The organism is Agrococcus jenensis (assembly GCF_003752465.1).
Classification (GTDB): domain Bacteria; phylum Actinomycetota; class Actinomycetes; order Actinomycetales; family Microbacteriaceae; genus Agrococcus; species Agrococcus jenensis.
The window spans coordinates 1,843,409-1,869,426 of sequence record NZ_RKHJ01000001.1 but is presented as its reverse complement, the minus strand read 5'-3'; the positions used below and the strand labels follow the sequence as shown (position 1 = coordinate 1,869,426).

Genomic DNA, 26,018 nt, shown 5'->3' with positions numbered 1-26,018 from the left:
CGGATCGCTCCCTACCCGGAGCAGAACCGATGCTTGGTCGCGCATGAGCGCCGTCGAGCCGCCAGCAGTGCGGCGGCTATGCACTGGCCCTCAGGGCCGCGGCCGCCGTGCCTTCGCGGGCTTGTGCGGCTGGGTGCTCGCGATGGTCTGGGCGACCTCGTGCAGCCAGTCGGTGTCGTCGAGCGCGTCGTCGTCGACGATGCCGTAGGGCTTCGATCCCGGGTATGCCTCGCCACGCGGCAGGTGCTCGGTGAGCTCGCCCGCCTCCGGGACCAGCTTGAGCAGCAGCGTGTCGTCGCAGACGAAGCCGAAGATCCGGTCGTCGCAGTAGATGGCCTGCTCGCCGAACATGGGCTGCAGCCGCACGGGCAGCGGCTCGAACGCCGCGCGGATGCGATCGAGGGTCTCTGGCCGGTTCGTCACGGCTCGATGCTAGGCCGCGCGGTCAGGTGAGCGGGAGCCGGACGATGAGCTCCGTGCGTCCGGGCGCGCTGTCGACCTCGATCGTGCCCCCGTGCGCGGCGACGATCGCCTGCGAGATCGAGAGACCGAGCCCCGTGCTGCCCGCCGCGCGGTGGCGCGACGCATCGCCGCGCACGAAGCGCTCGAAGAGGCGCGAGCCCAGCGCCGGGTCGATGCCCGGCCCGTCGTCTCGGACGCGGATCTCGGCGTGGGTCGCATCGTGCGCGAGCGATGCGGTGACGGTCGTGCCCGCCGGCGTGTGCGCCCGGGCGTTGCCGAGCAGGTTCGCGATCACCTGCCGGATGCGGCCCTCGTCACCGCGCACCTCGACCGTCTCGTCGACGTGGAGGACCCACTCGTGGTCGGGTGCTGCTGCGTGCGCGTCGCTGACGGCGTCCACGAGCACGAGCGCGAGGTCGACGGGATCGCGCCGCAGCTGCTGGCCGGCGTCGAGCCGCGCGAGCAGCAGCAGGTCGTCGACGAGCGAGCTCATGCGCACCGCCTCGGCGCTGATCCGCTCGAGCGAGCGCTCCTGCGTCGGCGTCATGGGCGCGTCCTCGCCCTGCGAGAGCTGGGCGTAGCCGCGGATCGAGGCGAGCGGCGTGCGCAGCTCGTGGCTCGCGTCGGCGATGAAGCGGCGCAGCTGCTGCTCGCTGCGCTCTCGTGCTGCGAGCGAGGTCTCGACGTGCGACAGCAGCGTGTTGAGCGCGAGCCCGACGCGCCCCACCTCGGTGTGCGGGTCGGTGTCTGCGGCGGCGACGCGGTCCGGCAGCTCCACCGCGCCGGCCGCGAGCGGCCGCTCGGCGACGCGCTGCGCGATGCCGGTCACCCGCTCGAGCGGCCGCAGCGCCCGCGTGACGACCAGGGCGAGGCCCACGACGACGAGGATGAGCGCCGCGCCCATCACGACCGCCAGGATGCCGGTGATCGCCCCCGTCGTCGCATCGACGTCGTCGAGCGAGCTGCCGGAGATGATGGTGCGGCCGTCTCGGGCCTCCGCCGCGACCCGGAAGGTCCCCAGCTCACCGCCGAGGTCGATGGTCGTGGGCGCGCGCTCGCCGAGGTCGGCCGCGAGGAGCGCCTCGAGCTGGGATGACGCCAGCGGCACCTCCTCGCCGTCGACGCCCGCGTAGGTGGCGCTCGTCGCGGTGCCTGCGCCGTCGACCACCACCTGGAGCGTGCCGATCCGCGCGGCCGGCTCGAAGCCGCTGCCGCCGGGTCCACCGGGATTGCCGTCGGGCTCACCGCGGGGGCCGGCGGCGAAGTCCAGGCCTGCGAGCACCTGCTCGTCGAGCCGCTCGATCTCGGCCGATCGCAGCGCCGACATCGTGATGATGCTCGTGAGGAGGAGCGCGAGCGCGACCAGGACGCTCGCGCCGGTCACGATCGTGCGGCGCAGCGTCCAGGCGCGACGGGGGGCGCGGCGCTTCACGCCGGCTTGATCGTGTAGCCGACCCCGCGCACGGTGTGGATCATCGGCTCGCCGAGCTGATCGATCTTCTTCCGCAGGTAGGAGATGTAGATCTCCACGATGCTCGACTTGCCGCCGAAGTCGTAGCTCCAGACGCTCTCGAGGATCTGTGCCTTGCTGAGCACCCTCCGCGGGTTGCGCATCAGGAACCGCAGCAGCTCGAACTCCTTCGCGGTGAGCGTCACGGCCGTGCCCGCACGCTCGACCTCGTAGGTCTCCTCGTCGAGCACGAGGTCGCCCACCTGGAGCCGCGGATCGGCGTCGGCGATCGCGACGTGGCGGCGCGCCATCCGCCGGAGCCGCGCGACGACCTCCTCGAGGTTGAACGGCTTCGTGACGTAGTCGTCGCCGCCCTCCTCGATGCCGGCGATGCGGTCCTCGACCGCGTCCTTCGCGGTCAGGAACAGCACGGGCACGTCGTTGCCCGTCGCGCGGATGCGGCGCAGCACCTCCATGCCGTCGATCGTCGGCATCATGATGTCGAGCACGATGATGTCGGGCTGGAACTCGCGGACGGCGTTCAGCGCCTCCTGCCCGTTGCCCGCCGTCCGCGCCTCCCACCCGTCGTTCGACAGCGCCATGCGCAGCAGCTCGCTCAGGTTGACCTCGTCGTCGACGACGAGCGCGCGCACGGGCATCCCGTCGGGGCGCACGAGCGGGGTGCGCGGGCTGGTCGGGGTCATGGCCATAGTCAACCGGATTCTCGAGCGGATGATCGGGCCGCCGATGCGCGCCCTCCGGCATCGTGCCGCCGCGCCGTGAGGCGCACCTTGACGGTTCCTTGGTGGCGGCTAAGCAGCGGGCAGCGGCTGCAGCACGCCGGTGCGCTCGAGCGTCTCCACCGCGAGGGTCTTGTAGCCCTCCTCGTCGAACAGCACGGTGATGCGGTCGCCGTCCTCGCTGACGACGCTGCCCTCGCCCCACGCCTCGTGGCGCACCTCGAGCCCCACGCGCCAGCTGCCATCCGCGTCCCCCTCGCCGCGCGCCTCCTCGACGCGCGCGGCCGATCCGCTCCTGCACGTGTCGCACGCACCGCAGCGCTCGGGCAGCTCCTCGCCGAAGTAGCCCAGCAGGAACCGGCGGCGGCAGCCGCCCGTCTCGGCGTAGCCCCGCATCATGTCGATGCGCGAGCGGTCGACCCGGCGCCGCGCCTCCGCGAGCCTCGCCGCCTCGGCGACGGCGGGCTTGACGGTGCCCTCGCGCCACACGAGGTCGCCGTCCCCGTTGGTCTCGAGCGCACCGGTCTGCTCGAGCAGGTTGACCGCGGAGGTGAGCCGGCTCGCGCCGACCTCGAGCCGCTCGCGCAGCCGCTCGGGCGGCACGGGCTGCTTCGCGCGCCGGATGCGGGACGCGACCTTCGACAGCATGTCGGTGTCGGCGGAGCCCCCGGTGCGGAACCGGTGCACGCCGAAGTCCTCCTGCCGGAAGTAGAGCGCCGCGAGGGCCGGCTCGCCGTCGCGGCCGGCGCGCCCGATCTCCTGGTAGTACGCGTCGAGCGACTCGGGCGCCGCGGCGTGCAGCACGAACCGCACGTCGGCCTTGTCGATGCCCATGCCGAAGGCCGAGGTCGCGGCGACGACCTCGGCGCTGCCGTCGGAGAAGGCGTCGTGCACCCGCTCGCGCTCGGCGCGGGAGAGCCCTGCGTGGTACGTCTCCGCGCGCGTCCCGGCCGCCTGCAGCTCGTCGGTGAGCTGCTCCGCCTGCTTGCGGGTGGCGACGTAGACGAGCCCGGGCTTCGCCTCGGCGCTCGCCCGCTCGACGACCATCCGCCGCTGCTCGTCGTCGTCGGCCACCCGGTGGGCCTCGAGGAAGATGTTCGGGCGGTCGAAGCCCCGCACCACCTGATGGGCGTCGCGCATCCGCAGGCGCTCGACGATCTCGTCGCGCACGGGCGGTGCCGCGGTCGCCGTGAGGGCGATCGTCGTCGGATGCCCGAGCGCCTCGATCACGTGGCCGAGCCGCAGGTAGTCCGGACGGAAGTCGTGCCCCCACGCCGAGACGCAGTGCGCCTCGTCGACGACGAAGAGCGTCGCGCGCAGCCGGCGGAGCCGCTCGACGACCTCGTCGCGGGCGAGCTGCTCGGGCGCCAGGAAGAGGAAGCCGGCCTCCTCGGCCTCGAGCTCCTCCCATGCCTCGCGGGTCTCGGTCGCGCGCTGCGACGAGTTCACGGCGACGGCGGGGTCGGCGCCGAGCGCTCCCAGCTGCTCGACCTGGTCGCGCTGGAGCGCGATGAGCGGCGACACGACGATGGTGAGGCCGTCGGTGAGGCCGGCGGCGAGCTGGTAGATCGCCGACTTGCCGTGGCCGGTCGGCATGACCGCGAGCACGTCGTGCCCGTCGAGCGCGGCCTGGACCGCCTCGCGCTGCCCGGGCCGCAGCTCCGCCCACCCGAGGTCGGCGGCACCGGCGGCGATGGCGTCGGTTTGGGGTACATCTGGCATGCACCGATGCTAGGAGCACGTGCCCGCACGCGCGCTGTACCCCGATGTTGCTGGTCGAGCCGCACGGCCGCCCCGGCGGCCGCGCGAGTCGAGACCACGTCCGTGCCAGGGAGGAGCGCCTGTCGCGACGGTCTCGACTCGGGCGGCGCGCAGAGCGCGCCGTCCGGCTCGACCAGCATCGCGGGTCAGCGGGCGGCGACGAGCCGCGGGTCCTGCACCGTGAGGCGCAGGCCGGCGTCCGTGCGCTCGAGCGGCACGTCCGACGACGCGGCCCACGCGACGAGCGCATCCGCCGAGTCCGCCACGACGCGCGCCGCGGCGAGCGACCGCACGAGCGCGCCCTTGCCCGCCTTGTTCCAGTGGTTCAGCGCCTTGCCGTCGGGCGAGACGATCTCGACCGGCACGGCGCCCGCGACGGGCGCGAGCGACGCGTAGGCCTTCGAGCGCAGGTCGAGCGCGAAGCCCTCGATCACCGATCCGGCCCCCGACCACAGCTCGCGCATCCGCTCGCCGGGCAGCTTCGTGTGCTCGGACACCTTGTAGACGGGGATGCGGTCGGAGGCGCGCAGGAAGCCGAGCAGCGCCGACTGCACGACGACGTGGCTGTCGAGCCAGGCGCGCGCGTCGGGCGCGAGGGACGCGGCATCGAGCGCGTCGAAGAGCACGCCTGTGTAGCGCTCGATGGCGGGCATCGTCGCGGACGTGCGCACGGCGGCGTTGTCGGCCGCGGCGCGCGCCTTCGCGGGCGTCGAGACGTCCTGCCCCTCGGCGACCAGGCGGTCGAGCGCCGCCAGTGCCCGCGAACGGGCGACGGCCAGCCCGGGGTATCCCAGACCGGCCGTCGTGAGCGGTTCGCCCGTCCCGCCTGCCGCCTTCGTCTCGCTGGGCGGCAGCAGGACGATCACGCGAGCTTGGCGTTCCTGGCCACGATCTCCACGCGGTCGTGGTCGACCGAGAGGAAGCCGTCCTCGGCATCCACCTTGTGGACGGTGCCGGACGCGTCGGTGACGCGCACCTGGCCCTCGGCGAGCACGGCGAGCAGCGGCTCGTGGCCCGTCAGGATGCCGATCTCGCCCTCGGTCGTGCGCGCGACCACCTGCGAGGCGTCACCCGACCAGACCTCGGCCGCGGCCGACACGATGCTGACGGCGAGAGCCATCAGCCGTTCTCCTTCTGGATCTGCGCCCACTTGGCCTCGACGTCCGAGATGGCGCCGACGTTGAAGAACGCCTGCTCCGCCACGTGGTCGAACTCGCCCTTGGCGATCGCGTCGAACGACTCGACGGTCTCCTTGAGCGGCACGGTCGAGCCCTCGACACCGGTGAACTTCTTCGCCATGTAGGTGTTCTGCGAGAGGAACTGCTGGATGCGGCGTGCACGCGACACGACGATCTTGTCCTCCTCGGAGAGCTCGTCGACACCGAGGATCGCGATGATCTCCTGCAGCTCCTTGTTCTTCTGGAGGATCTGCTTGACCGTGGTCGCGACGCGGTAGTGGTCGTTGCCCAGGTAGCGGGGGTCGAGGATGCGGCTCGTCGAGGTCAGCGGGTCGACGGCCGGGTAGAGGCCCTTCGACGCGATCTCTCGCGAGAGCTCCGTCGTGGCGTCGAGGTGCGCGAACGTCGTGGCCGGGGCCGGGTCGGTGTAGTCGTCAGCGGGCACGTAGATGGCCTGCAGCGACGTGATCGAGTGGCCGCGGGTCGACGTGATGCGCTCCTGCAGGATGCCCATCTCGTCCGCGAGGTTCGGCTGGTAGCCGACGGCGCTGGGCATGCGGCCCAGCAGCGTCGAGACCTCCGAGCCGGCCTGCGTGAAGCGGAAGATGTTGTCGACGAAGAGCAGCACGTCCTGCTTCTGCACGTCGCGGAAGTACTCCGCCATCGTCAGCGCCGAGAGGGCGACGCGGAGTCGCGTGCCCGGCGGCTCGTCCATCTGGCCGAAGACGAGGGCGGTCTTGTCGAAGACGCCCGCCTCCTCCATCTCGTGGATGAGGTCGTTGCCCTCACGGGTGCGCTCGCCGACACCGGCGAACACCGAGACACCGCCGTGGTCCTGCGCGACGCGCTGGATCATCTCCTGGATGAGCACCGTCTTGCCGACGCCGGCGCCGCCGAAGAGGCCGATCTTGCCGCCGAGCACGTAGGGCGTGAGCAGGTCGATGACCTTGATGCCGGTCTCGAACAGCTGCGTCTTCGACTCGAGCTGGTCGAACGAGGGCGCGTTGCGGTGGATCGACCAGCGCTCGGTGACCTCGAGCGTCTCGCCCTCGCCGAGGTTGAGCGCCTCGCCGATGACGTTGAAGACCTTGCCCTTGGTGATGTCGCCGACGGGCACCATGATCGGGTCGCCCGTGTCGCGCACCTCCTGGCCGCGGACGAGGCCGTCGGTCGGCTTGAGGGCGATGGCGCGCACGAGGTCGTCGCCGAGGTGCTGCGCGACCTCGAGCGTGATCTCCTGCGGCTCGGTGCCCGCGCCGAGGTCGACGGTGGTCTTGAGCGCGTTGTAGATGCCCGGGATGGCGTCGTGCGGGAACTCGATGTCGACGACGGGCCCGGTCACGCGAGCGACGCGGCCGACGCCGACCTGCTTCTGCGAGGCCTCTGTGGTGTCAGTGATGGTCATGGTGCTTGCCTTTCGTGGCTACTTCGCCGAGGCGAGGGCGTCCGCGCCGCCCACGATCTCGGAGATCTGCGTCGTGATCTCGGCCTGGCGCGCGTTGTTGCGCAGGCGGGTGTAGTCGGTGATGAGCTTGTCGGCGTTGTCGGAGGCCGACTTCATCGCCTTCTGGGTGGCTGCCTGCTTCGCGGCGGCCGACTGCAGGAGGGCGTTGAAGATGCGGCTCTCGACGTAGACCGGCAGCAGTGCGTCGAGCACGCCCGCGGGCTCCGGCTCGAACTCGTAGAGCGGGAACTGCTCGGCGCTCTCGGCGCCCGAGGCCTCGACGATCTCGAGCGGCAGCAGCCGCACCGAGGTCGGGTCCTGCGTCATCATGCTGACGAAGCGGTTGTAGACGACGTGGATCTCGTCGACCTGCTCCGAGACGTACGCCTCGAGCACCGCGTCGGCGATCTCCTGCGCGAGCTCCGGGCTCGGCGTCTCCGACTGCCCCGTCCACTCGCGCACCGCGGTGCGCTTGCGGAAGCGGAAGTAGCCGACGGCCTTGTTGCCGACCAGGTAGTGGTCGACCTCCTTGCCCTCAGCCTCGAGCTTCGCCCGCAGCTCGCTCGCCTCGCGCAGGATCTGCGAGTTGAACGCGCCGGCGAGGCCGCGGTCGCTCGTCAGCACGACGATGGCCGCGCGCTTGAGCTGCGGCCGCTCGACCGTCAGCGGGTGCGCCTCGTTGGAGTACGTGGCGACCGCGCTGACGGCGCGCGTGAGCGCGCGAGCGTACGGCGTCGAGGCGTGCACGCGTGCGAGCGCCTTCTGGATGCGCGATGCAGCGATGAGCTCCATCGCCTTCGTGATCTTCTTGGTCGTCTGCGCAGACTTGATCTTCTGCGTGTAGACCCGGAGCTGGGCTCCCATGTCGCCTCCTCAGCGAGCTCGCGTCAGCGACGGCCCTTGACGATCTGCTCCTGGTTGACGTCCTCGACCATCGGCGTGTCGGACTCGGTGCCCGGGTCGGTGATGCTCGACTCCGGCTTCGACTGCCAGTTCTTGACGAACGCGTCGACCTCGGACTCGAGCATCGCGAGCGTCGCGTCGTCGAGCACGTTCGTCTCGCGCAGCGTCGACAGCACCGTGCCGTTGTGGCGCATGTGCTCGAGCAGCTCCGACTCGAACTGGAGCACCTGGTTCACCGGCACCGTGTCGAGCTTGCCGTTCGTGCCGGCCCAGATCGAGACGACCTGCTCCTCCACGGGGTACGGCGAGTACTGCGGCTGCTTCAGCAGCTCGGTGAGGCGAGCGCCCCGGTCGAGCTGGCGGCGCGACGTGGCGTCGAGGTCGGAGGCGAACATCGCGAACGCCTCGAGCGAGCGGTACTGCGCGAGCTCGAGCTTGAGCGTGCCGGAGACCTTCTTGATCGACTTGACCTGCGCGTCGCCGCCGACGCGGGACACCGAGATGCCGACGTCGACCGCGGGGCGCTGGTTGGCGTTGAACAGGTCGGACTGGAGGAAGATCTGGCCGTCGGTGATCGAGATCACGTTGGTCGGGATGTAGGCCGAGACGTCGTTGGCCTTCGTCTCGATGACCGGCAGGCCCGTCATCGAACCGGCGCCGAGCTCGTCGGACAGCTTCGCGCAGCGCTCGAGCAGGCGGGAGTGCAGGTAGAACACGTCGCCCGGGTACGCCTCGCGGCCCGGCGGGCGGCGCAGCAGGAGCGAGACGGCGCGGTAGGCCTCTGCCTGCTTCGACAGGTCGTCGAAGATGATGAGGACGTGCTTGCCCTCGTACATCCAGTGCTGGCCGATGGCCGAGCCCGAGTACGGCGCGAGGTACTTGAAGCCGGCCGGGTCGGATGCGGGCGACGCGACGATGGTCGTGTACGCCATCGCGCCGGCGTCCGCGAGCGCGCCCTTCACCGAGGCGATGGTCGAGCCCTTCTGGCCGATCGCGACGTAGATGCAGCGGACCTGCTTGTTGACGTCGCCCGACTCCCAGTTGGCCTTCTGGTTGATGATCGTGTCGATCAGGATGGCCGTCTTGCCGGTCTGGCGGTCGCCGATGAGCAGCTGGCGCTGGCCGCGGCCGACCGGGATCATCGCGTCGATGGCCTTGATGCCGGTCTGGAGCGGCTCGTGCACCGACTTGCGCTGCATGACGCCCGGTGCCTGGAGCTCGAGGGCGCGGCGGCCGCTCGAGGCGATCTCGCCGAGGCCGTCGATCGGGTTGCCGAGCGGGTCGACGACGCGGCCGAGGTAGCCCTCGCCGATCGGGACGGAGAGGACCTCACCGGTGCGGGTGACCTCCATGCCGGCGACGATGCCGCCGAACTCACCGAGCACGACGACGCCGATCTCGGTCTCGTCGAGGTTCTGCGCGAGGCCGAGCGTGCCGTCCGCGAAGCGCACGAGCTCGTTGGCCATGACGCCGGGCAGGCCCTCGACGTGGGCGATGCCGTCGGCGGCGTCGATGACGTGGCCGACCTCGGCCGTCGTCGACGTGGATGCCTCGTAGGACGAGACGAAGTCGGCGAGTGCGCCCTTGATCTCGTCGGGGCTGATGGTGAGCTCTGACATGTGTCTTCCTCTTCGAATGCCTTCGACCTAGCCGAGCTTCAGGCGCAGGTCGGTGAACTTGGAACGGACGGTGCCGTCGATGACGTCGTCGCCGATCGCCACCCTGAGGCCGCCGACGACGGCCGGGTCGACGACCTGCTGCAGCTGCAGCGTGCGGCCGTACTGGCGCTCGAGGCCGGCGCGGAGCCGGTCGAGCTGGGCGGTCGGGAGCTCGCGCGCCGAGGTGACGGTCGCGATCGAGCGACCGGCTGCGGCTGCGACCTCGGTCGCGGCGCCGCGGAGCAGCTGCCCGATGCGGCGCCCGCGCGGCACGCGGACGAGGTGGTCGAGGATCACGGTGGTCGCCTCGCTCGCTCGCCCGCCGATGAGCCGCTGCAGCAGCGCCGCCTTGTCGTCGGCCTTGCCGAGCACGCCGCCGAGCGCGAGCTCGAGCTGCGGGTCGGAGGAGACGATGCGCGCGAACGAGGCGATCTCGCCCGCGACGTCGGCGCCGGCGGCTCCGCGCACCGCGATGCGGATGCCCGCGTCGTCGATGGCGCTGAGGATGTCGGCGGCGTCGGACCAGCGCTGGCGCGCCAGGTGCGCGACGATCGAGACCGCCGGAGCACCGAGCTGCCCGAGCACGCGCTCGGCGAGAGCCGCCCGCGCATCCGGAGGCGAGACCGGGTCGGCGAGCGCCGCGAGCACCTGCGGGCTGCGCTCGATGGCGCGCGATGCCTGGAACAGGTCCCGCGCGTCGTCGAGGCCGGCCTGCGGCTGGCGCACGAGTGCTTCGTCGATGCCGGTCCGCGCCTGGCTGGTCGCGCTGCCCACTAGCGGTTCGCCCCGTCGTGCTCGAGCTCGGCCAGGAAGCGGTCGACGATCGCGGCGGACCGCGCGTCGTCCATCGACTCGCCGACGACCTTCTCGGAGAGGCCGAGGGCGAGCGTGCCGACCTCGGTCTTCAGCGACGTGAACGCAGCCTGGCGCTCCGCCTCGATGCGCTGGTGCGCCTGGGCGGTGATGCGCTCGGCCTCGTCGTTGGCGCGAGCCTTGAGGTCGGCCTCGATCTTGGCGGCGTCGGCGCGAGCCTGGTCCTTGATGCGACCGGCCTCGGCACGGGCCTCAGCGAGCTGGGTGTTGTACGACTCGAGCGCGGCAGCGGCCTCGGCCTGCGCGGCCTCCGCCTTCTTGATGCCGCCCTCGATGGCTGCGGAGCGCTCGTCGAGCAGCGCCTGCATGCGCGGGAGGATGACCTTCCAGAAGATCAGCAGCAGGACGACGAAGATGACCGCCGACCACAGGATGTCGTACGGCGCGGGAAGCAGGGGGTTCGGTGTGGCCTCCCCCGACTCCTCCGCGAGGAAGAGAGGAGTGGTGAGCATCCGTGGCTCAGTTCGTCATGAAGAAGTACGTGGCGATGCCGATGAACGCCAGTGCCTCGGTGAAGGCGATGCCGATGTACATGAGCACCGTCAGGCGACCCTGCAGCTCCGGCTGGCGAGCGACCGACTCGATCGTCTTGCCGACGACGATGCCCACGCCGATGGCGGGGCCGATCGCCGCGAGGCCGTAGCCGACGGTGCCGATGTTGCCGTTGATCTCGGCGAGGATGGTCGTGGCGTTGTCCACGGTGGTTCCTTTCTGCGGTTCCGGTTGCCCGGAAGGGTCAGTGCTCTTCAGCCAGCGCGAGCTGGATGTAGACAGTGGTCAGGAGGGCGAAGACGTAGGCCTGCAGCACTGCGACGAGGACCTCGAAGAGCGTGAAGGCGAAGCCGAAGGCGAACGTGCCCACGCCGAAGAGCGTGTAGAAGCCACCGGCGGAGAAGAAGAAGAACTGCGTGGCCGCGAAGAACAGCACGAGCAGCAGGTGCCCGACGACCATGTTCATCATGAGTCGGAGCGTGAGCGTGATGGGGCGCAGGACGAAGGTCGAGACGAACTCGATCGGCGTCACGATGATGTAGAGCGGCCACGGCACGCCGGGCGGGAAGAGCGCGTTCTTGAAGAACGCTCCCGGGTGCTTCTTGACGCCGGCGTAGATGAACGCCCCGTAGGCGACGAGCGCCAGCACGAGCGGCACGCCGATGACACCGGTGCCCGCGATGTTGAGGAACGGCACGATGCCCGTGATGTTCATCGACAGCACCATGAAGAAGATCGTGGTGATGAGCGGCAGGAAGCGCCGGCCGTCCTTCTCGCCGAGCAGGTCGTAGGCGATGCCGTCGCGGACGAAGCCGAGGCCCATCTCGACGATGCTCTGGCCGCGCGTCGGGATGAGGCGCATCTTCCGGGTGCCGAGGACGAAGATCAGGATGATGACGAGCGCCGACAGCATGCGGATGAGCATGATGCGGTTGATGCCGAAGATCGGCTCGTCGCTGCCGAACCACTCGATCGTCGGATCCGCGAAGAGCACGATGTCCGGGAAGAAGTCGGCGATCGACGGCGGATGGAACGGCTCGGGCTCGGTTCCAGCGGCAGCCAGCGGCGTCAGCAAGGCGTTCAGCGTGTCTTCCTCAACCTCAGGGCGCCTGGCGCCGGTTCGACGTCGGTGCACCCCCTCGCGCGGGCACGCTCGAAGCTGAGCGCGGCAGTGGGGGGAGCGACTACGACACTATCAGAGAGGTGGGCGGCAGCGGGCCCCGACGACGCCTCCATCACGCCCGTGCGCCGGATGCCGGGCGCCCCTGCGTCTCGTCGTCGGCGTCGCTGTCGATCGTCGGCTGGCGGCTCGTGGCGATGACGACGCAGTCGATCACGAGCGAGCCGATGACGGCGGCGACGAGCGACCCGAAGGCCACGCCGCGGTGCAGCCACTCCTGGTCGCCGAGCACGAAGACCAGCACGATGAAGAGCACGAACTTCAGCAGCCAGCCGCCCAGCACGATGCCGAAGAACGCGCCCGAGATCATGACGCCGCGCGACGCCTTGAAGGCGAGCAGGATGCTCACGGCCGTCAGCATGCAGAAGATGATGGCGAGGGCGGTGCCGACGAGCGCCGACGCGAGGCCTGCGCCCGCGGCGAGCAGCCATCCGACCACGCCGCCGACGACGGCGACCGCGGCTGCGAGGATGCCTCCCCAGAGCAGGATCCGCTGCATGATCGCGGTCGTGGTCACCGGATGTCTCCTCGTGTGTCGATGGTCTGGCTGCGCTGCGTGTCGATCGGCTCGAGTCCCCTGCGCGCAGCTCGGCGCTCGCGCAGCACGCGCAGCAGCGTCTGCCACACGCGCCGGCTGACCGGCGCAGCGGTGAGCACCGCGCACACGAGGAATCCCGCGACCATGATACCGATCGCCACCCACCAGGGCTGGAACAGGAAGATCAGGCAGCCGATCGAGACCACGGCGGTCCACGCGTAGAAGATGAGCACCGCGCCGAGGTGCGAGTGGCCCATGTCGAGCAGCCGGTGGTGGAGGTGCTTGCGGTCGGCGGCGAAGGGGCTCGAGCCGTTCACGAGCCGGCGCACGACGGCGAGCACGAAGTCGGTGAGCGGGAGCAGCAGGATCGCGAGCGGCAGCAGGATGGGGATGAAGGCCGGCAGGATCTGGCTGCGCCCGCCCATGGTGGCGAGGTCGATCTGGCCGGTGACCGCGATCGCGCTCGCCGCGGTCATGAGCCCGAGCATGAGCGCTCCCCCGTCGCCCATGAACATGCGCGCGGGGTGCCAGTTGACGGGCAGGAAGCCGAGGCAGACGCCCACGATGATCGCCGTGATGAGGCTCGCGAGCGAGAAGTAGGCGTTCTGCTGGCCCTGGTTGGCGCTGATGATGAAGATGTAGCCGAAGAACGCCGTCGAGCCGATGATCGTCGTGCCGGCGACGAGCGCGTCGAGGCCGTCGATGAAGTTCACGGCGTTCATCACGAGCACGATGAGCAGCACCGTGAGGCTGATCGCCATCGTCGACGACGGCACGGTGAGCCCGCCGATCGGGAGGCTGACGATCTGCACGCCGAAGATCGCGACCCCCGCGGCGACCAGGATCTGCGCGCCGAGCTTCAGCATCCAGTCGAGGTCGTAGAGGTCGTCGAGCACGCCGATCGCGCAGATCGCGACGGCGCCGGCGAGCAGCGTCCAGATGCGCACCGGCTCGGCGAAGACGCCCGAGAGCTCGGGGATGAGCGCGGCGACGCCGAAGGCGCCGAGCAGCCCGAGGCACATCGCCACGCCGCCGAGGCGCGGCGTCGGCCGGGAGTGCACGTCGCGGTCGCGCACCGGAGGGTGGATGCCGAACCGCAGCGCGAGGCGCAGCACGACCCGGCTGGTGAGGAACGTGATGACCGCCGCGACGGCCGCGACGGCCAGGAAGATCACGGCATCACCCGTCGACGAGCAGGTCGCCGAGCGCCTCGGCGATCACGGCTCGCGGCAGCACGCCCTGGCGCACGATGCGGAACGTGCCGGGGGTCGAGCAGTCGAGGATCGTCGAGCCGTTCTGCTCCCCCGCCGCGGCGGTGCCGCCGACGGTGCCGGCGTCGAGCACGACGGCGACGCTGTCGCCGAGCATCTCGGCCGCCGCCGCCGCCTCGGTCGGCGCCGGACGCCCGTGCAGGTTCGCGCTCGAGACCGCGAGCGGGCCGGTCTCGCGCAGCAGGCCGATCGCGATGGGGTGGTCGGGCACGCGGATGGCGACGGTGCCGCCGGTGTCGCCGAGGTCCCAGGTGAGCGACGGCTGCGCGCGCAGGATGACGGTGAGCGGGCCGGGCCAGTGCGCGTCGAGCAGCGGCTCGAGCTCGGCGGGCACCGACTCCGCGAGCGCGCTCGCCATCGCGCGATCGGCGACCAGCACGGGCGGCGGGAACCCCCGGTCGCGGCCCTTCGCGGCCAGCAGCCCGGCGACCGCGGCGTGCGAGAACGCGTCCGCCGCGATCCCGTAGACGGTGTCGGTCGGCATCACGATGCAGCGGCCGGCGGCGATGGCCGTGCGGGCGGCGCGCACGCCGTCGAGCAGGGACATCGGGTCGGCGCAGTCGTGGATGGCGGGCACCCGCTCATCGTACCGGCGCACCCGCGCCCACCCCCTTCACCCCGATCGCCGAGCTTCCCTGAACTGCGGGCTTTCGTGGCGGAAAGCCTCGGTTCGGGGAAGTTCGGCGAAGGCGGTCAGCGGATGGCCGCCGTGACGCGGTCGCGGCCCGTCAGGTCGCGGTGCGTGCGCGCGTCGTGGAAGCCCGCATCCTCGAGCATCTCGCGGATCGCGGCCGACTGATGCTCGGCGTGCTCGAAGGCGACGAGCCCGCCGGGGGCGACGAGGTCGGCGGCGAGCGGCGCGAGATCGCGCACGAGGTCGAGCCCGTCGACGCCCGAGTAGAGCGCGCGGTCCGGGTCGAAGCCGCGCACCTCCGGGTCGGCCGGCACGGAGGCGTGCGGCACGTAGGGCGGGTTCGACACGAGCGCCGAGAGGGAGCCCGCGTGCACGCCAACGGCCGCGAGCGCCGCGGCGTCGCGCGCGTCGGCGTGCAGCAGCACGATGCCGGGTGCGAGCGCGGCGATGTTGCGGCGCGCCCACGAGAAGGCCGCGGGGCTCTGCTCGACGGCGACGACGCGCGCGCCCGCCTCGCGGGCGAGCGCGATCGCCACGGCGCCGGAGCCGGTGCCGACGTCGAGCACGGTGGGCGCGACCGCTGCGCGGAGGTGGTCGAGGGCGACCTCGACGAGCAGCTCGGTCTCGGGCCGCGGTGTGAAGACGCCGGGGCCCACCCGCAGCTCGACGTGCCGGAACGGGGCGGAACCGGTGATGTGCTGCAGCGGCTCGCGCGCCTCCCGGCGGGCGACGCCGGCGCGGAACCGGTCGAGCGCATCCGGCTCGAACGGCCGCCCCATGGCCATGTCGACGCGGATCTCGCCGACGCCGCTCCGCGCGGCCCACGCTGCGAGCAGCTCTGCATCGGGTCCGTGGATGCCCGCGAGGGCGAGCCTCGCGCGCGCGTCGCGGACGTCGTCGCCGACCGATCGTTCGTTCACGGGCCAACGCTATAGCGGCCGGGTGTCCCCCAGTGCTGCAGGGCACCGGGCGCCCAGCCGAGCGCCCCTACACTGAAAGGAACGCTTCCATCGGGTGAAAGGACAACGCATGGCGCGCATCTTCGACGACATCACCGCCACCATCGGCGGCACTCCCCTCGTGCGCCTCCAGCGCACGAACGACACGCACGCGACCGTGCTCGTCAAGGTGGAGTCCTTCAACCCCGGCGCATCGGTGAAGGACCGCATCGGCCGGGCCATCATCGACGCGGCGGAGGCCGATGGGTCGCTGCAGCCCGGCGGCACGATCGTCGAGGGCACGAGCGGCAACACCGGCATCGCGCTCGCCATGGTCGGCGCCGCGCGCGGCTACAAGGTCATCCTGTCGATGCCCGAGACGATGTCGGTCGAGCGGCGCGCCATCCTCAAGGCCTACGGCGCCGAGCTCGTGCTCACGCCCGGCCCCGACGGCATGCGCGGCGCGGTCGAGCGGGCGCAGCAGATCGTCGAGGAGACGCCGGGCGCGATCCTCGCCCGCCAGTTCGAGAACGAGGCGAACATCCGCGTGCACCGCGAGACCACCGCCGAGGAGGTCTGGGCCGACACCGACGGCGAGGTCGACGTCTTCGTGGCCGGCGTGGGCACGGGCGGCACGATCACCGGTGCCGGGGGCCGCCTCAAGGAGCTGAAGCCCGAGCTGCACCTCGTGGTCGTCGAGCCCGCGGACTCGCCGCTGCTCTCCGAGGGCAAGGCCGGGCCGCACAAGATCCAGGGCCTCGGCGCCAACTTCGTGCCGGCCATCCTCGACACCGGCATCTACGACGAGGTCGTCGACGTGCAGCTCGACGACGCCGTGCGCGTCGGCCGCGAGCTCGCCGCGAAGGACGGCATCTTCGCCGGCATCTCCTCCGGCGCGATCGTCTGGGCCGCGCTCGAGATCGCCCGCCGTCCCGAGTCGGCCGGCAAGACGATCGTCGCGATCGTCTGCGACACCGGCGAGCGCTACCTCTCGATGCCGATCTACGCCGACCTGGCCTGAGGGGCGCGGATGGGCCTGCTCAACGTCCGCGAGGACATCGAGAACGCGAAGCGGCACGACCCGGCCGCGCGCGGCGCTGTGACGATCGCGCTCACCTACTCGACCCTGCACGCGGTCTGGGCCCACCGCATCCAGCACCGCCTGTGGCACGCCGGCGCGCGCTCGCTCGCGCGCGCCGGCAGCCAGTGGACGCGCTTCATGACGGGCGTCGAGATCCACCCGGGCGCGCGGCTCGGCCGCCGCTTCTTCATCGATCACGGCATGGGTGTCGTGATCGGCGAGACCGCCGAGGTCGGCGACGACGTGATGCTCTACCACGGCGTCACGCTCGGCGGCACGGCGAACGCCGCCGTGAAGCGCCACCCGACGCTCGGCCACCGCGTGCTCGTGGGCGCCGGGGCGAAGATCCTCGGGCCGATCGCGCTCGGCGACGACGTCAAGGTCGGGGCGAACGCGGTCGTGCTGCACGACGCGCCCTCGGGCGCGACGCTCGTCGGCGTGCCCGCGAGGCCGGTCGCGAGCACCGCGCCCGCCGAGCTCCCGCACATCGAGTACTCGATCTAGCCGCCGCTGCTGCCCGAGCGGTCACTCCCGCGCCCGAGCGGTCAGTCCCGCGCCCGAGCGGTCACTGCCGCGGTTCAGCGGTCACTCCCGCCCCCGAGCGGTCAGTCCCGCGCCCGACCGGTCAATCCCGCGCGTGAACGGTCAACGCCCCGTCGAGCGGCCGACGTCGCACACTGCGGCGTTCATGCGCCCCGAAGCGACCACTCGGACGACCACGCGACCGCTCAAGCTCCGAACTGACCACTCGTACGCCAGATTGACCACTGACGCGCCCAGATGACCACTCACACGCCGAGCTGACCACTCACGCGCCCAGATGACCACTCAGGTACCGAGATGACCGCTCGCGCGGGAGCCAGCGCTCGGCGGGTCAGTCGGGGGTGGACGCGGTGGCCTCGGCAGGCGAGGCGTGCGGGCGCTCGGTGAGGGCGAGGCCCGCGACCGCCACGAGGATGCCCGCCAGGAAGAGCAGCATGAGCGGGTTCCAGGGCTGCACGCCCGTGACGAGCGCCCAGATGACGGTGAGCGCGCCGCCGACGCCGGTCCAGACCGCGTAGCCGGTCGCGAGCGGCACCGTCTGCACGGCCCGCTCGAGGCCGACGAAGCTCAGCACGGCGGTCACGGCGAAGACGATCGTCGGGACGGGCTCCGAGAAGCCGGCGGACGCCCCGAGCGCCGTCGCCCAGACGGCCTCGAGGACGGCGCTCGCGAGCAGTACGAGCCACGCGGTGCGCGCGCGCACGTCAGCTCACCAGCTTCAGGCCGACGAGGCAGCCGACGAGCAGCACGAGCAGCAGCGAGCGCACGACCGTGAGCCCCTCCTTGCCGCGCGCCGCCTGCAGCGCCACGGTGGCGACCGCACCGACGCCCACCCACACCGCGTAGGCGGTGCCGGTCGGGATCTCGAGCATCGCCCACGCGAGGCCGCCCATCGACGCGAGCATCGCGACGACGAACAGCACCGTCGGCCGCCAGCGGCGGAAGCCCTTCGACGCCTGCATCGCGGTCGCCCACACCGCCTCCAGGAGGCCGGCGGCGATCAGGATCACCCATGCCATGACGAGCCCTTCCGGCCGTCTTGTCGCTGTGCGGGTACGGCTCCCTCGTCCGCGGCTCTGCGGCGAGCCTGCCCTCAGGCTACCCGCCGGCCGCCGATCGAGGCCGTCAGCCGGTCGGCGGCGCCGACCACGTCGTCGATGAGCGCGGCGCACCGCTCGTCGGTGAGCCGCAGCGTCGGCCCCATCACGGTGAGCGCGCCGGCGAGCTCGCCGTGCGCGTCGAACACCGGCGCCGAGACGCCGCTCGCCGCCTCCACCCGCTCCCCCGCCGTGATCGCGTAGCCGTCGGCCCGCGTCCGCGCGACGACCGCCCGCAGCGCATCCGGATCGGTGATCGTCGAGCCGGTCAGCGCCGCGAGCGGTGTGGCGAGCACCTCCTCGAGCAGGTCGTCGCGCCAGGCGAGGATGACGCGCCCGGCGCTGCCCACGTGCAGCGGCTGGATGCGCCCGACGTACATCGCGCGCTTGAGCCCGTGCAGCGTCTCGGCGACGCCGACGCACACGCGGGCGCCGCGCTCGGGGATGAAGAAGCACGCCGTCTCCCCGGTCGTGTCGCGCAGCGCCGCGAGCTGCGGCGGCAGCAGGTCGCCGAGCGCCCTCGCGCGCACCGCCGGACCGGCCCAGAACGCCATGCGCGCACCGATCGCGTACGCGTCGCCCGAGCGGTCGAGGAAGCCGTGCTCGACGAGGTTGCCGAGCAGCCGGTGCGCGGTCGACGCGGGGATGCCCGTGGCCCGGCGGATGTCGGCGGCGGTCATGCTCGGCTGCTCGAGCGTGAAGGCGTCGAGGATCGCGGTGATCTTCGCGAGCACGAGCAGCGGCACTTCGGTCATGGCGCGATCCTATGGCCGCGCGACACGCCGGACTACCCGCGATGTGGCATCTGTCCTACGATGTGGGAATCCGTGGCGCCGAGCGCCACCCTCAACGGAGAGGGATCCCATGCCCGAGTGGACCATCCTCGCGATCGTCGCGGTCGTCATCGTCGCGGTCGTGATCATGATCGTGCGGCTGCACGTCAACCCCGTCATCGCGCTCGCGATCGGCGCGGCCGCCATCGGCCTCATGAGCGGACTCGGCGCGCTCGGCACCGTCGAGACCATGGCCACCGGCTTCGGCGACACGATGGCCGAGGCCGGGCTGCTCATCGCCTGGGGTGTGCTCATCGGCTCGCTGCTCAACCGGATGGGCGCGATCACCCGGCTCGTCGAGTCGCTGCTCAAGCTCTTCGGCCCGAAGGGCGTGCCCTTCGCGATCGGCGTCTCGTTCGCGACCTACCTGCAGACGATCTTCGTCGACGTGATGATCGTGCTCGCCGCGCCGCTCGCCCGCAGGATCGCGCCGCGGCTCGGCAAGGCGGGCGTCGGCATCATGGCCGCGACCTTCGCCATCAGCCTCGAGACCGGCATCGCGCTCATGGTGCCCGGCATCGGCGCCGTCATGATCGCGGCGAGCCTCGGCATCCCGATCGGGCAGATGCTGCTGTGGGGCTTCGTCGTGGTCGTGCCCACCGTGATCGTCTCGATCCTCATCATGACCATCGCCTTCCGCGCCGGCTTCTGGAACCCCGAGGGCGATGAGCAGGAGATCATCCAGGACGGCGACGAGCCGGGCGGCGCGGATGCCGACGGCCGCTCCGGCGCGGACGCGCCCCGCTCCGTCTCGGGTGCCACGCGGTCGATCCCGGTCGCCGGCGACGGCGCGCAGCGCTCGAGCGTCGCCGTCGCGGAGCAGGAGGACGAGGCCCGTCGCCTGCCGCTCCTCGTGCTCTTCGCACCGCTGCTGCTCTCGCTCGTGCTCATCGCCGTGGGCGCGCTGCTCGACATCGCCGAGGCCGAGGCGCCGGCGATGCAGTTCCTCGGCTCCCCCGCGATCGCGCTCCTCATCGGCGTCATCGGCACCGCGCTCATCGCGCGCCGCGCGCTCGGCCGCACCGAGCTCGAGCGCGCGCTCGTCCACGGCTTCAAGGACGCCGGCCAGATCTTCGCCCTCACCGGCGTCGGCGGCGCGCTCGCGGCCGTCATCGCCGCGGGCGAGCTCGGCGACCTGCTCACCGGCTACCTCGGCGCCTCGGCCTTCGCGCCGATCGTGCTCGTCTGGGTCTTCGCCGCGGTGCTCCACATCGCGGTCGGCTCGGTGACCCTCTCGGCGATGACCGCGGCGGGCATCCTCGCACCGGTCGCCGCGAGCCTCGGGCTCAACCCGATCCTCATCGGCCTCGCGGCCGGCGCGGGCGCCCTCTTCTGCATCCACGTCACCTCCAACACCTTCTGGCTGCTGCAGTCGTTCCTCGGCCAATCGGTGCGGGGCGCGCTCAAGTCGGTGACCGTCGGCGTCTCGGTCGCGAGCATCGTCGCGCTCGGCATGGTGCTGCTGCTGTCGGTCGTGCTGTGAGCGGCGTCGTGCAGGAGCGGCCCCTGCAGGGCATCCGGGTGCTCGAGCTCGGCAACTACATCGCGGCGCCCACCGCCGGGCGGCTGCTCGCCGACTTCGGCGCCGACGTCGTCAAGGTCGAGCGGCCCGGCACCGGTGACGAGCTGCGGCGCTGGCGGCTGCACGCGGGTGACACCTCGATGCTGTTCCGCACCATCAACCGGGGCAAGCGCTCGGTCGTGCTCGACCTCCGCAGCGACGCGGGCCGCGCGGCCGTGCTCGCGCTCGCGGCGGAGGCCGACGTCGTGCTCGAGAACTTCCGCCCCGGCACGCTCGAGCGCTGGGGCATCGGCCCGGCCGAGCTCGAGGCCGTCAACCCCGACCTCGTGCTCGTGCGCATCTCGGCCTTCGGCCAGACCGGCCCGATGTCGGCGCGGCCCGGCTTCGCGGCCGTCGCGGAGGCGTACGGCGGCTTCCGGGAGCTCGTGGGCGAGCCGGGCAGGCCCCCGAGCCGCACCGGCTTCTCGATCGGCGACTCGATCGCCGGGCTCTACGCGGCGTTCGGCGCCGTCATGCGGCTGCTCGAGCGCGAGCGCGCCCGCGCCGCCGCCGACGGCACGGCGCCGCGCATCCCGCTCGACGCGCGCGCGATCGACGTCGCGCTCAACGAGGCGATGCTGTCGGTGACCGAGTCGCTCGTGCCGGAGTTCTCGGCCTACGGGCAGCGCCGCGAGCGCACCGGCGGCCGGATGGAGGGCATCGCGCCGTCGAACGCCTACCTGTGCGGCGACGGCAGGAGCATCGTCGTCGCGGGCAACGGCGACGGCATCTTCCGCCGCTACATGGAGGCGATCGGGCGGCCCGACCTCGGCGCCGACCCGGCGCTCGCATCGAACGAGCTGCGCTGGGCGCGCCGCGACGAGCTCGACGACGCGATCGGCGCGTGGACGGCTGCCCGCTCGAGCGGCGACGCGCTCGACGCGCTCGACGCGGCGGGCGTGCCCGCCGGCCCCATCTACAGGGCGGAGGACGTCATCGCCGACGAGCAGTACGCGGCGCGGGAGATGATCCAGCGCTTCGACATCAACGACGGCGCGGGGATGCGCGAGGGCGTCGCGATGCCCGGCATCGTGCCGGTCGTCGGCGGGCGGAGCCTGCCCATCACGCATCCGGGCCCGGACCTGGGAGCCGACACCCGCGAGGTGCTGGCCGAGTGGCTCGGCTGGGACGCGACGCGAGCGGATGCGCTCGTGCAGGAGGAGGCAGCATGACGGTCGGGATCCGCGACGTGACGCTCCGCGACGGGCTGCAGCTCACCGGCAAGCCGCTGCCCACCGAGCGCAAGGTGCGCCTCGTGCGCGAGCTGCTCGCGCTCGGTGTCGAGCACGTCGAGATCGGCTCGATGGCGCGGCCCGACCTCGTGCCGGCGATGGCCGACACGCTCGACGTCGTCGCGGCGCTCACGCCCGACGAGCTCGCGCGCTGCTGGGTGTGGGTCGCGACGCCGCGCCACGTCGAGCGGGCCGCGGCCGCCGGGGTCACGCGCTTCCAGTATTGCTTCTCGGCGAGCGACAGCCACAACCGGGCGAACATCGGCCGCGACACCGAGGCCTCCATCGCCGCGATGCCCGACGCGCTCGCCGCCGCGCGCGCGGTCGACGGCGAGCTGCAGCTCTGCATCGCGACGACGTTCACGTGCCCCTTCGAGGGCGAGGTGCCGCTCGAGCGCATCGAGCGCATCCTCGGCGACGATCGCACGGCCGGCGCGAGCGACGTCGTCATCTGCGACACGCTCGGCCAGGCGCATCCCGCCGTCGTGCGCGAGCGGGTCGGGCTCGCGGCCGCGCGCCGTCCGGAGGCGGGCCTCGTGTTCCACGGCCACGACACCTGGGGCGCGGGGGTCGCGAACGCGCTCGCCGCGGTGGACGCGGGCGCGGACGTCGTCGACGGCGCGCTCGGCGGCCTCGGCGGCTGCCCCTTCGCGCCCGGGGCGTCCGGCAACACCTCGACCGAGGACCTCGCCTTCACCCTCCGGCCCGCCTGGTCGAGCCCCGACTCCTTCGCGGCCCTCGTGCGGCTCGGCGAGGAGATCACCGGCGCGCTCGACGAGCCGGACCGCGCGCGCGTGCGCGGCGGCGCCCTCAGCCCGCAGGCGCGCGCGTTCCCCTGGACGCTGCGGGCCTGAGCGGCGCGCCGCCCGGCGTCGGAGTCCCCGCGCGCCACGAGTGTCGGGTTGCTGCGCGAGTGTCGCGACACTGCCGCAGCAGCCCGACACGCAGCGCTGAGCCGGCGCGAGCGCGCGGCCGCTCAGTCGGCTGGGCGGCCGTCGACGTCGCCGGGCGCGTCGTCGCCGAGCGCCGAGTGCGCGCGCCAGGTGGCGAGCGCGAGCCCGACCGCGAGCACGACGGCGGCGAGCACGGCGAGCACCGCCCACTCCTCGATGCCCGCAGCCGCACCCGCGGCGAGCGCGCCGAGCGCTGCGATGGCGGCGACGGATGCGGTGAGCCAGGTGAGCGGCGTCGCCGCGCGGTGGGTGCGCCGGTAGGTCGGCGCATCCGCGCGCAGCCGCTTGCCCGGCAGGCCGAGCGCCGGCGACGGCGCGATGCGCCCGAGGCCGATCGCGTGGACGACGACCGCGATCGCGACGGCTCCGGCAGCCAGCAGCGCGGAGCCGAGCCACGTGAGGAGCACGTCCATGGCGCCATCCTGGCACGGGCGGATCAGGCGGTCGCGGCCCGTCCGTAGGTGACGGCATCCAGCACCGCCGGCGGCGCGGCGGCACGCAGCTCCGCGTCCGGGATCGCGCCGAGGGCATCGTTGACCGTCGAGAACGCGATGCGCGCCGCGATGTAGGCGGTCAGGCCGAGGATGGCCCGATCGTCGAAGCCCGCCCGGCGCAGGGCATCGACGTCGGCGGCGGTCGTCCCGTTGGGGTCGCGCACGAGCTGCCTCGCCCACGCGGCGATCGTGCGCTCGTCGTCGTCGAGGCCCTCGTCCGTGCCGTCGAGCACCGCGCGCGCGGTCGGCGCGTCGCTCGCCCTCGCGAGGCGCGTGCCCCAGGCGAGCGAGCAGTACGCGTCGCCCATCGCTGCCGCGAGCGCGGTCACGACGATGCCCTTCTGCCGGAACGTGAGTCCCGCGGTCTCGGCCGCCTCGACCGAGAGCGCCGACCACGCATCCTGCACCGGGGGCGCCTGCGCCCACACGCGCGTGAGGTTCATGACGTAGCCGTCGTCGGCGATGTCGGCGGCGTACGTCGCCTCGACCGCCTCGCTCGGCTCTGGCTCTGCGAGGAAGCCCCCTGTGCCCATGACGTGCCTCCTCGGTCGCACCGGATGCGCGCCAGGCTAGCCGCGCGGGGCGGCAGCGTCCAGGCGAGCCCGGGCTGGCGGCGTCAATCCGTGCGGACCTCGCGGTGCGGCTCGTCGTCGCCCGGCCAGTCGAAGCCGGCCACGAACGCCGCGAGCGCGTCCTGCTCGAGCAGCACCGACTCCGGCCCGGCCTCGCGCCCTGCGACGCGCGCGGCGAGCGACGCCATCGAGGCGCGCACGACGACGAGCTCGTGCTCGGCGCCGATCGCGTCGCAGCGCTCGCGCCAGGCGTCGCGCACCCAGCGCGCCGAGAGCGAGCCGTCGACGACGACCCGCTCCCCTGCCTCGACCGCGTGCACGAGGCGGGCGTGCAGGTCGGCGTCGATCGCCGCCATCAGCTCGGGCGTGAAGGCGCCGTCGTGCACGCCGCGGGCCCAGGCCTCTCGGTCGAACGAGAGCACGAGCGCACCGCCCGCCTCGAGCTCGCGCGCGATCGTCGTCTTGCCGGCGCCCGCGGGCCCGCAGAGGAGCGTCACCTGCGCCATGCGCGGCCTAGAGGCTCGGCAGGCGGCCGGCGGCGCGGCGCGGGCGCAGCACGAACCACGCGACGGCGCCCAGCACCGGGAGCGCGAGGATGACGAGCAGCCACACCACGGCGCCGAGCCCCGAGAGCGCCCGCTCGCGCAGCACCTGCACGATCGCGACCGCCGCGAGCGCGAGCAGCGCCAGGACCACGACCGTCCAGACGACGTCGTAGCCCGTGGGCAGCAGCGGGTTCGCGACCTCGGGGAGCATGCGGCGAGCGTATCTCGCGGTGCGCTCGCCGCCGCTCGGCTCAGCGCAGGTCGACCCGGATGGCGGAGCCCTCGCCGGGTGAGATCGAATCGATCGTCAGGTACGCCGAGTGCCCGCGGATCGCGAGCCCGTACGGCGCCGACAGGCCGTCGACGACCGCCTCGTGCACGGATCCGCCCGGCGTCACCGCGCGCAGCGACCCGACGTGCCCGTCGAAGAAGTTCTCGTCGTCGAGCTGCACGGCGTACAGGGTGTCGCCCTTCCACGCCAGGCTCGTCACCATCGTGAGGCCCGTCGCGTACGCCGAGACCTGCCCGTCGCGCGTCACGCGCCAGATCGTCGAGCCACCGGTCGGGAAGGGGAAGCCCGTCAGCTGCGACACGTAGTAGGCGCCGTCGGGACCGACGGCCACGTCGGTGGGCACCGCCTGCGGGCTCACCTCGCCCGGTCCGAACGGGTTCGGCACCGGGTCGCCGTTCGGGAACACGGCGACCGTGCGCTCGCCGCCGCGGCCCACCCGCAGCAGCGCGTTGCCGCCCGCGTCGGTGACCGCCCAGCGTCCGTCGCCGAGCGAGACGAAGCCGGTCGCGTTGCTGTCGGGCGGCACGTTGCCGTCGGGGTTGCTCGCGACCTCGAACGCGTTGATGTCGGCCACGAGGCTGAGATCGGCGCCGGTGAGCGGAGTCCACCGCATCCGCGCCGAGCGCAGGGTGCCGAAGGCCGCGTACTCGGCGGGCAGGTCGGCGCGCGCCGTCGCTGCCCCGGTCATCCCGCCGATCAGCACCTCGATGCGGTTGCCGCGCACGGCGACGTCGGATGCGCCGACCACCTCGCCGTTGAATGTCATGGTCGGCAGCCCGGTGACGACCTGCCGCTGCTCGGCGCGGCGGTGGTCGGGCCGCCGCACCTCGGTGACGGCACCCGTCAGGCCGCAGACCTGGAAGGCCGGGTCGACGCCCGGGATGGCGGCGCACGCGTCCGCGACGCCTGCTTCCGCGATGTAGAGGCTCCCGCCCCGCCCGAGCGAGAGCTGCCTGGGGTTGTCGAGCCCGGTCGCCACCGTGACGACGTCGTCATCGGAGTGGCCGCCGGCGTAGGCGGGAGCGCCGGCGACGGCGATCAGGCTGAGACCCAGGACCGCGGCGGCCGCCGCCGCGGTCGCCCTGGATCGGAGGTTGCGAGACATGGGGGCTCCTCTTCATCACGCACGCGGCGGGATGCCGCCGCGCACCAGCGTCCGCCTGACCCGGCGGCACGACAAGCCCCCATCTCGGCGGGGCGAGGGCCGAGCCGCGCAGCGCCACCCGCTGGTCGAGCCGCGCGAGTCGAGACCACCGGCACAGCAGAGCGGATGGTCTCGACTCGATCAGCGCG

General features: G+C 72.5%; 30 protein-coding genes and 1 riboswitch. Of the genes, 5 read left to right on the top strand and 25 right to left on the bottom strand.

What is annotated here, in order from left to right; all coding sequences use genetic code 11:
- Window positions 1-90 precede the first annotated feature (90 nt).
- The 17 genes from EDD26_RS09255 to prmC all read right to left on the bottom strand — a co-directional run bounded on the left by EDD26_RS09255 (window position 91) and on the right by prmC (window position 15,504).
- The gene (locus EDD26_RS09255; RefSeq protein WP_123697457.1) at window positions 91-423 is read right to left on the bottom strand and encodes a TfoX/Sxy family protein; all 333 of its coding nucleotides are present in this window, start codon (window positions 421-423) and stop codon (window positions 91-93) included.
- Window positions 424-445: 22 nt separating this feature from the next.
- Complete coding sequence (locus EDD26_RS09250) at window positions 446-1,894, bottom strand: sensor histidine kinase (protein ID WP_245989829.1); 1,449 nt, start codon at window positions 1,892-1,894, stop codon at window positions 446-448.
- Window positions 1,891-2,622: a response regulator transcription factor gene (locus tag EDD26_RS09245; RefSeq protein ID WP_425453434.1), complete on the bottom strand. Its 732-nt coding sequence runs from the start codon at window positions 2,620-2,622 to the stop codon at window positions 1,891-1,893. The genes EDD26_RS09250 and EDD26_RS09245 overlap by 4 nt, the downstream gene beginning before the upstream one ends.
- Before the next feature lie 102 nt (window positions 2,623-2,724).
- Window positions 2,725-4,374: a RecQ family ATP-dependent DNA helicase gene (locus tag EDD26_RS09240; protein WP_123697456.1), complete on the bottom strand. Its 1,650-nt coding sequence runs from the start codon at window positions 4,372-4,374 to the stop codon at window positions 2,725-2,727.
- A 185-nt stretch (window positions 4,375-4,559) separates the two neighbouring features.
- Window positions 4,560-5,279, bottom strand: coding sequence for a peroxide stress protein YaaA (gene yaaA, locus EDD26_RS09235; protein ID WP_123697455.1), 720 nt, complete (start codon window positions 5,277-5,279; stop codon window positions 4,560-4,562).
- Window positions 5,276-5,533, bottom strand: coding sequence for a F0F1 ATP synthase subunit epsilon (locus tag EDD26_RS09230; protein WP_123697454.1), 258 nt, complete (start codon window positions 5,531-5,533; stop codon window positions 5,276-5,278). Before EDD26_RS09230 ends, yaaA begins: the two co-directional genes overlap by 4 nt.
- Window positions 5,533-6,990, bottom strand: coding sequence for a F0F1 ATP synthase subunit beta (gene atpD / locus EDD26_RS09225; protein ID WP_123698514.1), 1,458 nt, complete (start codon window positions 6,988-6,990; stop codon window positions 5,533-5,535). The genes EDD26_RS09230 and atpD overlap by 1 nt, the downstream gene beginning before the upstream one ends.
- Window positions 6,991-7,014: 24 nt before the next feature.
- Window positions 7,015-7,899, bottom strand: coding sequence for a F0F1 ATP synthase subunit gamma (locus tag EDD26_RS09220; protein ID WP_123697453.1), 885 nt, complete (start codon window positions 7,897-7,899; stop codon window positions 7,015-7,017).
- A 23-nt stretch (window positions 7,900-7,922) separates the two neighbouring features.
- Window positions 7,923-9,557, bottom strand: a complete 1,635-nt coding sequence (gene atpA / locus EDD26_RS09215; protein WP_123697452.1) for a F0F1 ATP synthase subunit alpha — start codon at window positions 9,555-9,557, stop codon at window positions 7,923-7,925.
- Window positions 9,558-9,584: 27 nt separating this feature from the next.
- Window positions 9,585-10,370 (bottom strand): F0F1 ATP synthase subunit delta, encoded by a 786-nt coding sequence (locus EDD26_RS09210; RefSeq protein ID WP_123697451.1) that lies wholly within the window; start codon window positions 10,368-10,370, stop codon window positions 9,585-9,587.
- Window positions 10,370-10,921: a F0F1 ATP synthase subunit B gene (locus tag EDD26_RS09205; protein ID WP_123697450.1), complete on the bottom strand. Its 552-nt coding sequence runs from the start codon at window positions 10,919-10,921 to the stop codon at window positions 10,370-10,372. Before EDD26_RS09205 ends, EDD26_RS09210 begins: the two co-directional genes overlap by 1 nt.
- A 7-nt stretch (window positions 10,922-10,928) precedes the next feature.
- Window positions 10,929-11,168 carry an ATP synthase F0 subunit C gene (gene atpE, locus EDD26_RS09200; RefSeq protein ID WP_123697449.1) on the bottom strand — a complete coding sequence of 80 codons (240 nt, stop codon included), beginning with the start codon at window positions 11,166-11,168 and terminating at the stop codon, window positions 10,929-10,931.
- A gap of 37 nt (window positions 11,169-11,205) precedes the next feature.
- The gene (gene atpB / locus EDD26_RS09195) at window positions 11,206-12,036 is read right to left on the bottom strand and encodes a F0F1 ATP synthase subunit A (RefSeq protein WP_425453433.1); all 831 of its coding nucleotides are present in this window, start codon (window positions 12,034-12,036) and stop codon (window positions 11,206-11,208) included.
- 160 nt (window positions 12,037-12,196) lie between these two features.
- The gene (locus tag EDD26_RS09190) at window positions 12,197-12,658 is read right to left on the bottom strand and encodes a Cg1360 family ATP-synthase-associated protein (protein WP_123697447.1); all 462 of its coding nucleotides are present in this window, start codon (window positions 12,656-12,658) and stop codon (window positions 12,197-12,199) included.
- Window positions 12,655-13,854, bottom strand: coding sequence for an MraY family glycosyltransferase (locus tag EDD26_RS09185; RefSeq protein WP_123697446.1), 1,200 nt, complete (start codon window positions 13,852-13,854; stop codon window positions 12,655-12,657). The genes EDD26_RS09190 and EDD26_RS09185 overlap by 4 nt, the downstream gene beginning before the upstream one ends.
- Before the next feature lie 4 nt (window positions 13,855-13,858).
- Window positions 13,859-14,527 (bottom strand): L-threonylcarbamoyladenylate synthase, encoded by a 669-nt coding sequence (locus EDD26_RS09180; protein WP_123697445.1) that lies wholly within the window; start codon window positions 14,525-14,527, stop codon window positions 13,859-13,861.
- Between the two features lie 116 nt (window positions 14,528-14,643).
- Window positions 14,644-15,504 (bottom strand): peptide chain release factor N(5)-glutamine methyltransferase, encoded by an 861-nt coding sequence (gene prmC / locus EDD26_RS09175; RefSeq protein ID WP_123697444.1) that lies wholly within the window; start codon window positions 15,502-15,504, stop codon window positions 14,644-14,646.
- Between the two features lie 109 nt (window positions 15,505-15,613).
- Here prmC and cysK point away from each other — a divergent pair, with 109 nt between their 5' ends.
- Window positions 15,614-16,543 (top strand): cysteine synthase A, encoded by a 930-nt coding sequence (gene cysK, locus EDD26_RS09170; RefSeq protein ID WP_123697443.1) that lies wholly within the window; start codon window positions 15,614-15,616, stop codon window positions 16,541-16,543.
- A 9-nt stretch (window positions 16,544-16,552) separates the two neighbouring features.
- A complete protein-coding gene (gene epsC, locus EDD26_RS09165; protein WP_123697442.1) occupies window positions 16,553-17,107 on the top strand; it encodes a serine O-acetyltransferase EpsC in 555 nt (184 codons plus the stop codon).
- 370 nt (window positions 17,108-17,477) lie between these two features.
- Here the strand turns inward: epsC and EDD26_RS09160 are convergent, their stop codons facing one another.
- The 3 genes from EDD26_RS09160 to EDD26_RS09150 form a co-directional block, all read right to left on the bottom strand.
- Window positions 17,478-17,849 carry a DMT family transporter gene (locus tag EDD26_RS09160; RefSeq protein ID WP_123697441.1) on the bottom strand — a complete coding sequence of 124 codons (372 nt, stop codon included), beginning with the start codon at window positions 17,847-17,849 and terminating at the stop codon, window positions 17,478-17,480.
- A 1-nt stretch (window position 17,850) separates the two neighbouring features.
- Entirely contained in the window at window positions 17,851-18,165 is a 315-nt protein-coding gene (locus EDD26_RS09155) for a DMT family transporter (RefSeq protein WP_123697440.1), read from the bottom strand.
- Window positions 18,166-18,175: 10 nt separating this feature from the next.
- Window positions 18,176-18,238: riboswitch (guanidine-III (ykkC-III) riboswitch) on the bottom strand.
- Between the two features lies 1 nt (window position 18,239).
- On the bottom strand, window positions 18,240-18,998 hold the full coding sequence (locus EDD26_RS09150) for an IclR family transcriptional regulator (protein ID WP_123697439.1): 759 nt from the start codon (window positions 18,996-18,998) through the stop codon (window positions 18,240-18,242).
- A 109-nt stretch (window positions 18,999-19,107) separates the two neighbouring features.
- Here EDD26_RS09150 and EDD26_RS09145 point away from each other — a divergent pair, with 109 nt between their 5' ends.
- From EDD26_RS09145 to EDD26_RS09135, 3 genes are read left to right on the top strand one after another with little or no spacing between them, the layout of a single operon-like run.
- Window positions 19,108-20,559, top strand: a complete 1,452-nt coding sequence (locus tag EDD26_RS09145; RefSeq protein WP_123697438.1) for a GntP family permease — start codon at window positions 19,108-19,110, stop codon at window positions 20,557-20,559.
- Complete coding sequence (locus tag EDD26_RS09140) at window positions 20,556-21,809, top strand: CaiB/BaiF CoA transferase family protein (RefSeq protein WP_245989828.1); 1,254 nt, start codon at window positions 20,556-20,558, stop codon at window positions 21,807-21,809. The genes EDD26_RS09145 and EDD26_RS09140 overlap by 4 nt, the downstream gene beginning before the upstream one ends.
- Window positions 21,806-22,723, top strand: a complete 918-nt coding sequence (locus EDD26_RS09135; RefSeq protein WP_123697437.1) for a beta/alpha barrel domain-containing protein — start codon at window positions 21,806-21,808, stop codon at window positions 22,721-22,723. Before EDD26_RS09140 ends, EDD26_RS09135 begins: the two co-directional genes overlap by 4 nt.
- A 122-nt stretch (window positions 22,724-22,845) precedes the next feature.
- Here EDD26_RS09135 and EDD26_RS09130 read toward each other — a convergent pair whose 3' ends face one another.
- The 5 genes from EDD26_RS09130 to EDD26_RS09110 form a co-directional block, all read right to left on the bottom strand.
- Window positions 22,846-23,235 (bottom strand): hypothetical protein, encoded by a 390-nt coding sequence (locus EDD26_RS09130; RefSeq protein WP_123697436.1) that lies wholly within the window; start codon window positions 23,233-23,235, stop codon window positions 22,846-22,848.
- Window positions 23,236-23,258: 23 nt separating this feature from the next.
- A complete protein-coding gene (locus EDD26_RS09125) occupies window positions 23,259-23,849 on the bottom strand; it encodes a carboxymuconolactone decarboxylase family protein (protein WP_123697435.1) in 591 nt (196 codons plus the stop codon).
- An 83-nt stretch (window positions 23,850-23,932) separates the two neighbouring features.
- A complete protein-coding gene (locus tag EDD26_RS09120; protein ID WP_123697434.1) occupies window positions 23,933-24,394 on the bottom strand; it encodes a P-loop nucleotide/nucleoside kinase family protein in 462 nt (153 codons plus the stop codon).
- Window positions 24,395-24,401: 7 nt separating this feature from the next.
- Window positions 24,402-24,644, bottom strand: a complete 243-nt coding sequence (locus EDD26_RS09115; RefSeq protein ID WP_123697433.1) for a PLDc N-terminal domain-containing protein — start codon at window positions 24,642-24,644, stop codon at window positions 24,402-24,404.
- Window positions 24,645-24,684: 40 nt separating this feature from the next.
- Window positions 24,685-25,830: a ScyD/ScyE family protein gene (locus EDD26_RS09110; protein ID WP_123697432.1), complete on the bottom strand. Its 1,146-nt coding sequence runs from the start codon at window positions 25,828-25,830 to the stop codon at window positions 24,685-24,687.
- Between the last annotated feature and the right edge of the window lie 188 nt (window positions 25,831-26,018).

Bases quoted from the DNA above. Each gene is read 5' to 3' on its own strand.
- EDD26_RS09245 (WP_425453434.1), bottom strand. From the start codon at position 2,622: ATGGCCATGACCCCGACCAGCCCGCGCACCCCGCTCGTGCGCCCCGAC.
- EDD26_RS09240 (WP_123697456.1), bottom strand. From the start codon at position 4,374: ATGCCAGATGTACCCCAAACCGACGCCATCGCCGCCGGTGCCGCCGAC.
- EDD26_RS09230 (WP_123697454.1), bottom strand. From the start codon at position 5,533: ATGGCTCTCGCCGTCAGCATCGTGTCGGCCGCGGCCGAGGTCTGGTCG.
- EDD26_RS09220 (WP_123697453.1), bottom strand. From the start codon at position 7,899: ATGGGAGCCCAGCTCCGGGTCTACACGCAGAAGATCAAGTCTGCGCAG.
- atpA (WP_123697452.1), bottom strand. From the start codon at position 9,557: ATGTCAGAGCTCACCATCAGCCCCGACGAGATCAAGGGCGCACTCGCC.
- EDD26_RS09205 (WP_123697450.1), bottom strand. From the start codon at position 10,921: ATGCTCACCACTCCTCTCTTCCTCGCGGAGGAGTCGGGGGAGGCCACA.
- cysK (WP_123697443.1), top strand. From the start codon at position 15,614: ATGGCGCGCATCTTCGACGACATCACCGCCACCATCGGCGGCACTCCC.
- epsC (WP_123697442.1), top strand. From the start codon at position 16,553: ATGGGCCTGCTCAACGTCCGCGAGGACATCGAGAACGCGAAGCGGCAC.
- EDD26_RS09155 (WP_123697440.1), bottom strand. From the start codon at position 18,165: ATGGCATGGGTGATCCTGATCGCCGCCGGCCTCCTGGAGGCGGTGTGG.
- EDD26_RS09150 (WP_123697439.1), bottom strand. From the start codon at position 18,998: ATGACCGAAGTGCCGCTGCTCGTGCTCGCGAAGATCACCGCGATCCTC.
- EDD26_RS09145 (WP_123697438.1), top strand. From the start codon at position 19,108: ATGCCCGAGTGGACCATCCTCGCGATCGTCGCGGTCGTCATCGTCGCG.
- EDD26_RS09135 (WP_123697437.1), top strand. From the start codon at position 21,806: ATGACGGTCGGGATCCGCGACGTGACGCTCCGCGACGGGCTGCAGCTC.
- EDD26_RS09130 (WP_123697436.1), bottom strand. From the start codon at position 23,235: ATGGACGTGCTCCTCACGTGGCTCGGCTCCGCGCTGCTGGCTGCCGGA.
- EDD26_RS09125 (WP_123697435.1), bottom strand. From the start codon at position 23,849: ATGGGCACAGGGGGCTTCCTCGCAGAGCCAGAGCCGAGCGAGGCGGTC.
- EDD26_RS09120 (WP_123697434.1), bottom strand. From the start codon at position 24,394: ATGGCGCAGGTGACGCTCCTCTGCGGGCCCGCGGGCGCCGGCAAGACG.
- EDD26_RS09115 (WP_123697433.1), bottom strand. From the start codon at position 24,644: ATGCTCCCCGAGGTCGCGAACCCGCTGCTGCCCACGGGCTACGACGTC.
- EDD26_RS09110 (WP_123697432.1), bottom strand. From the start codon at position 25,830: ATGTCTCGCAACCTCCGATCCAGGGCGACCGCGGCGGCGGCCGCCGCG.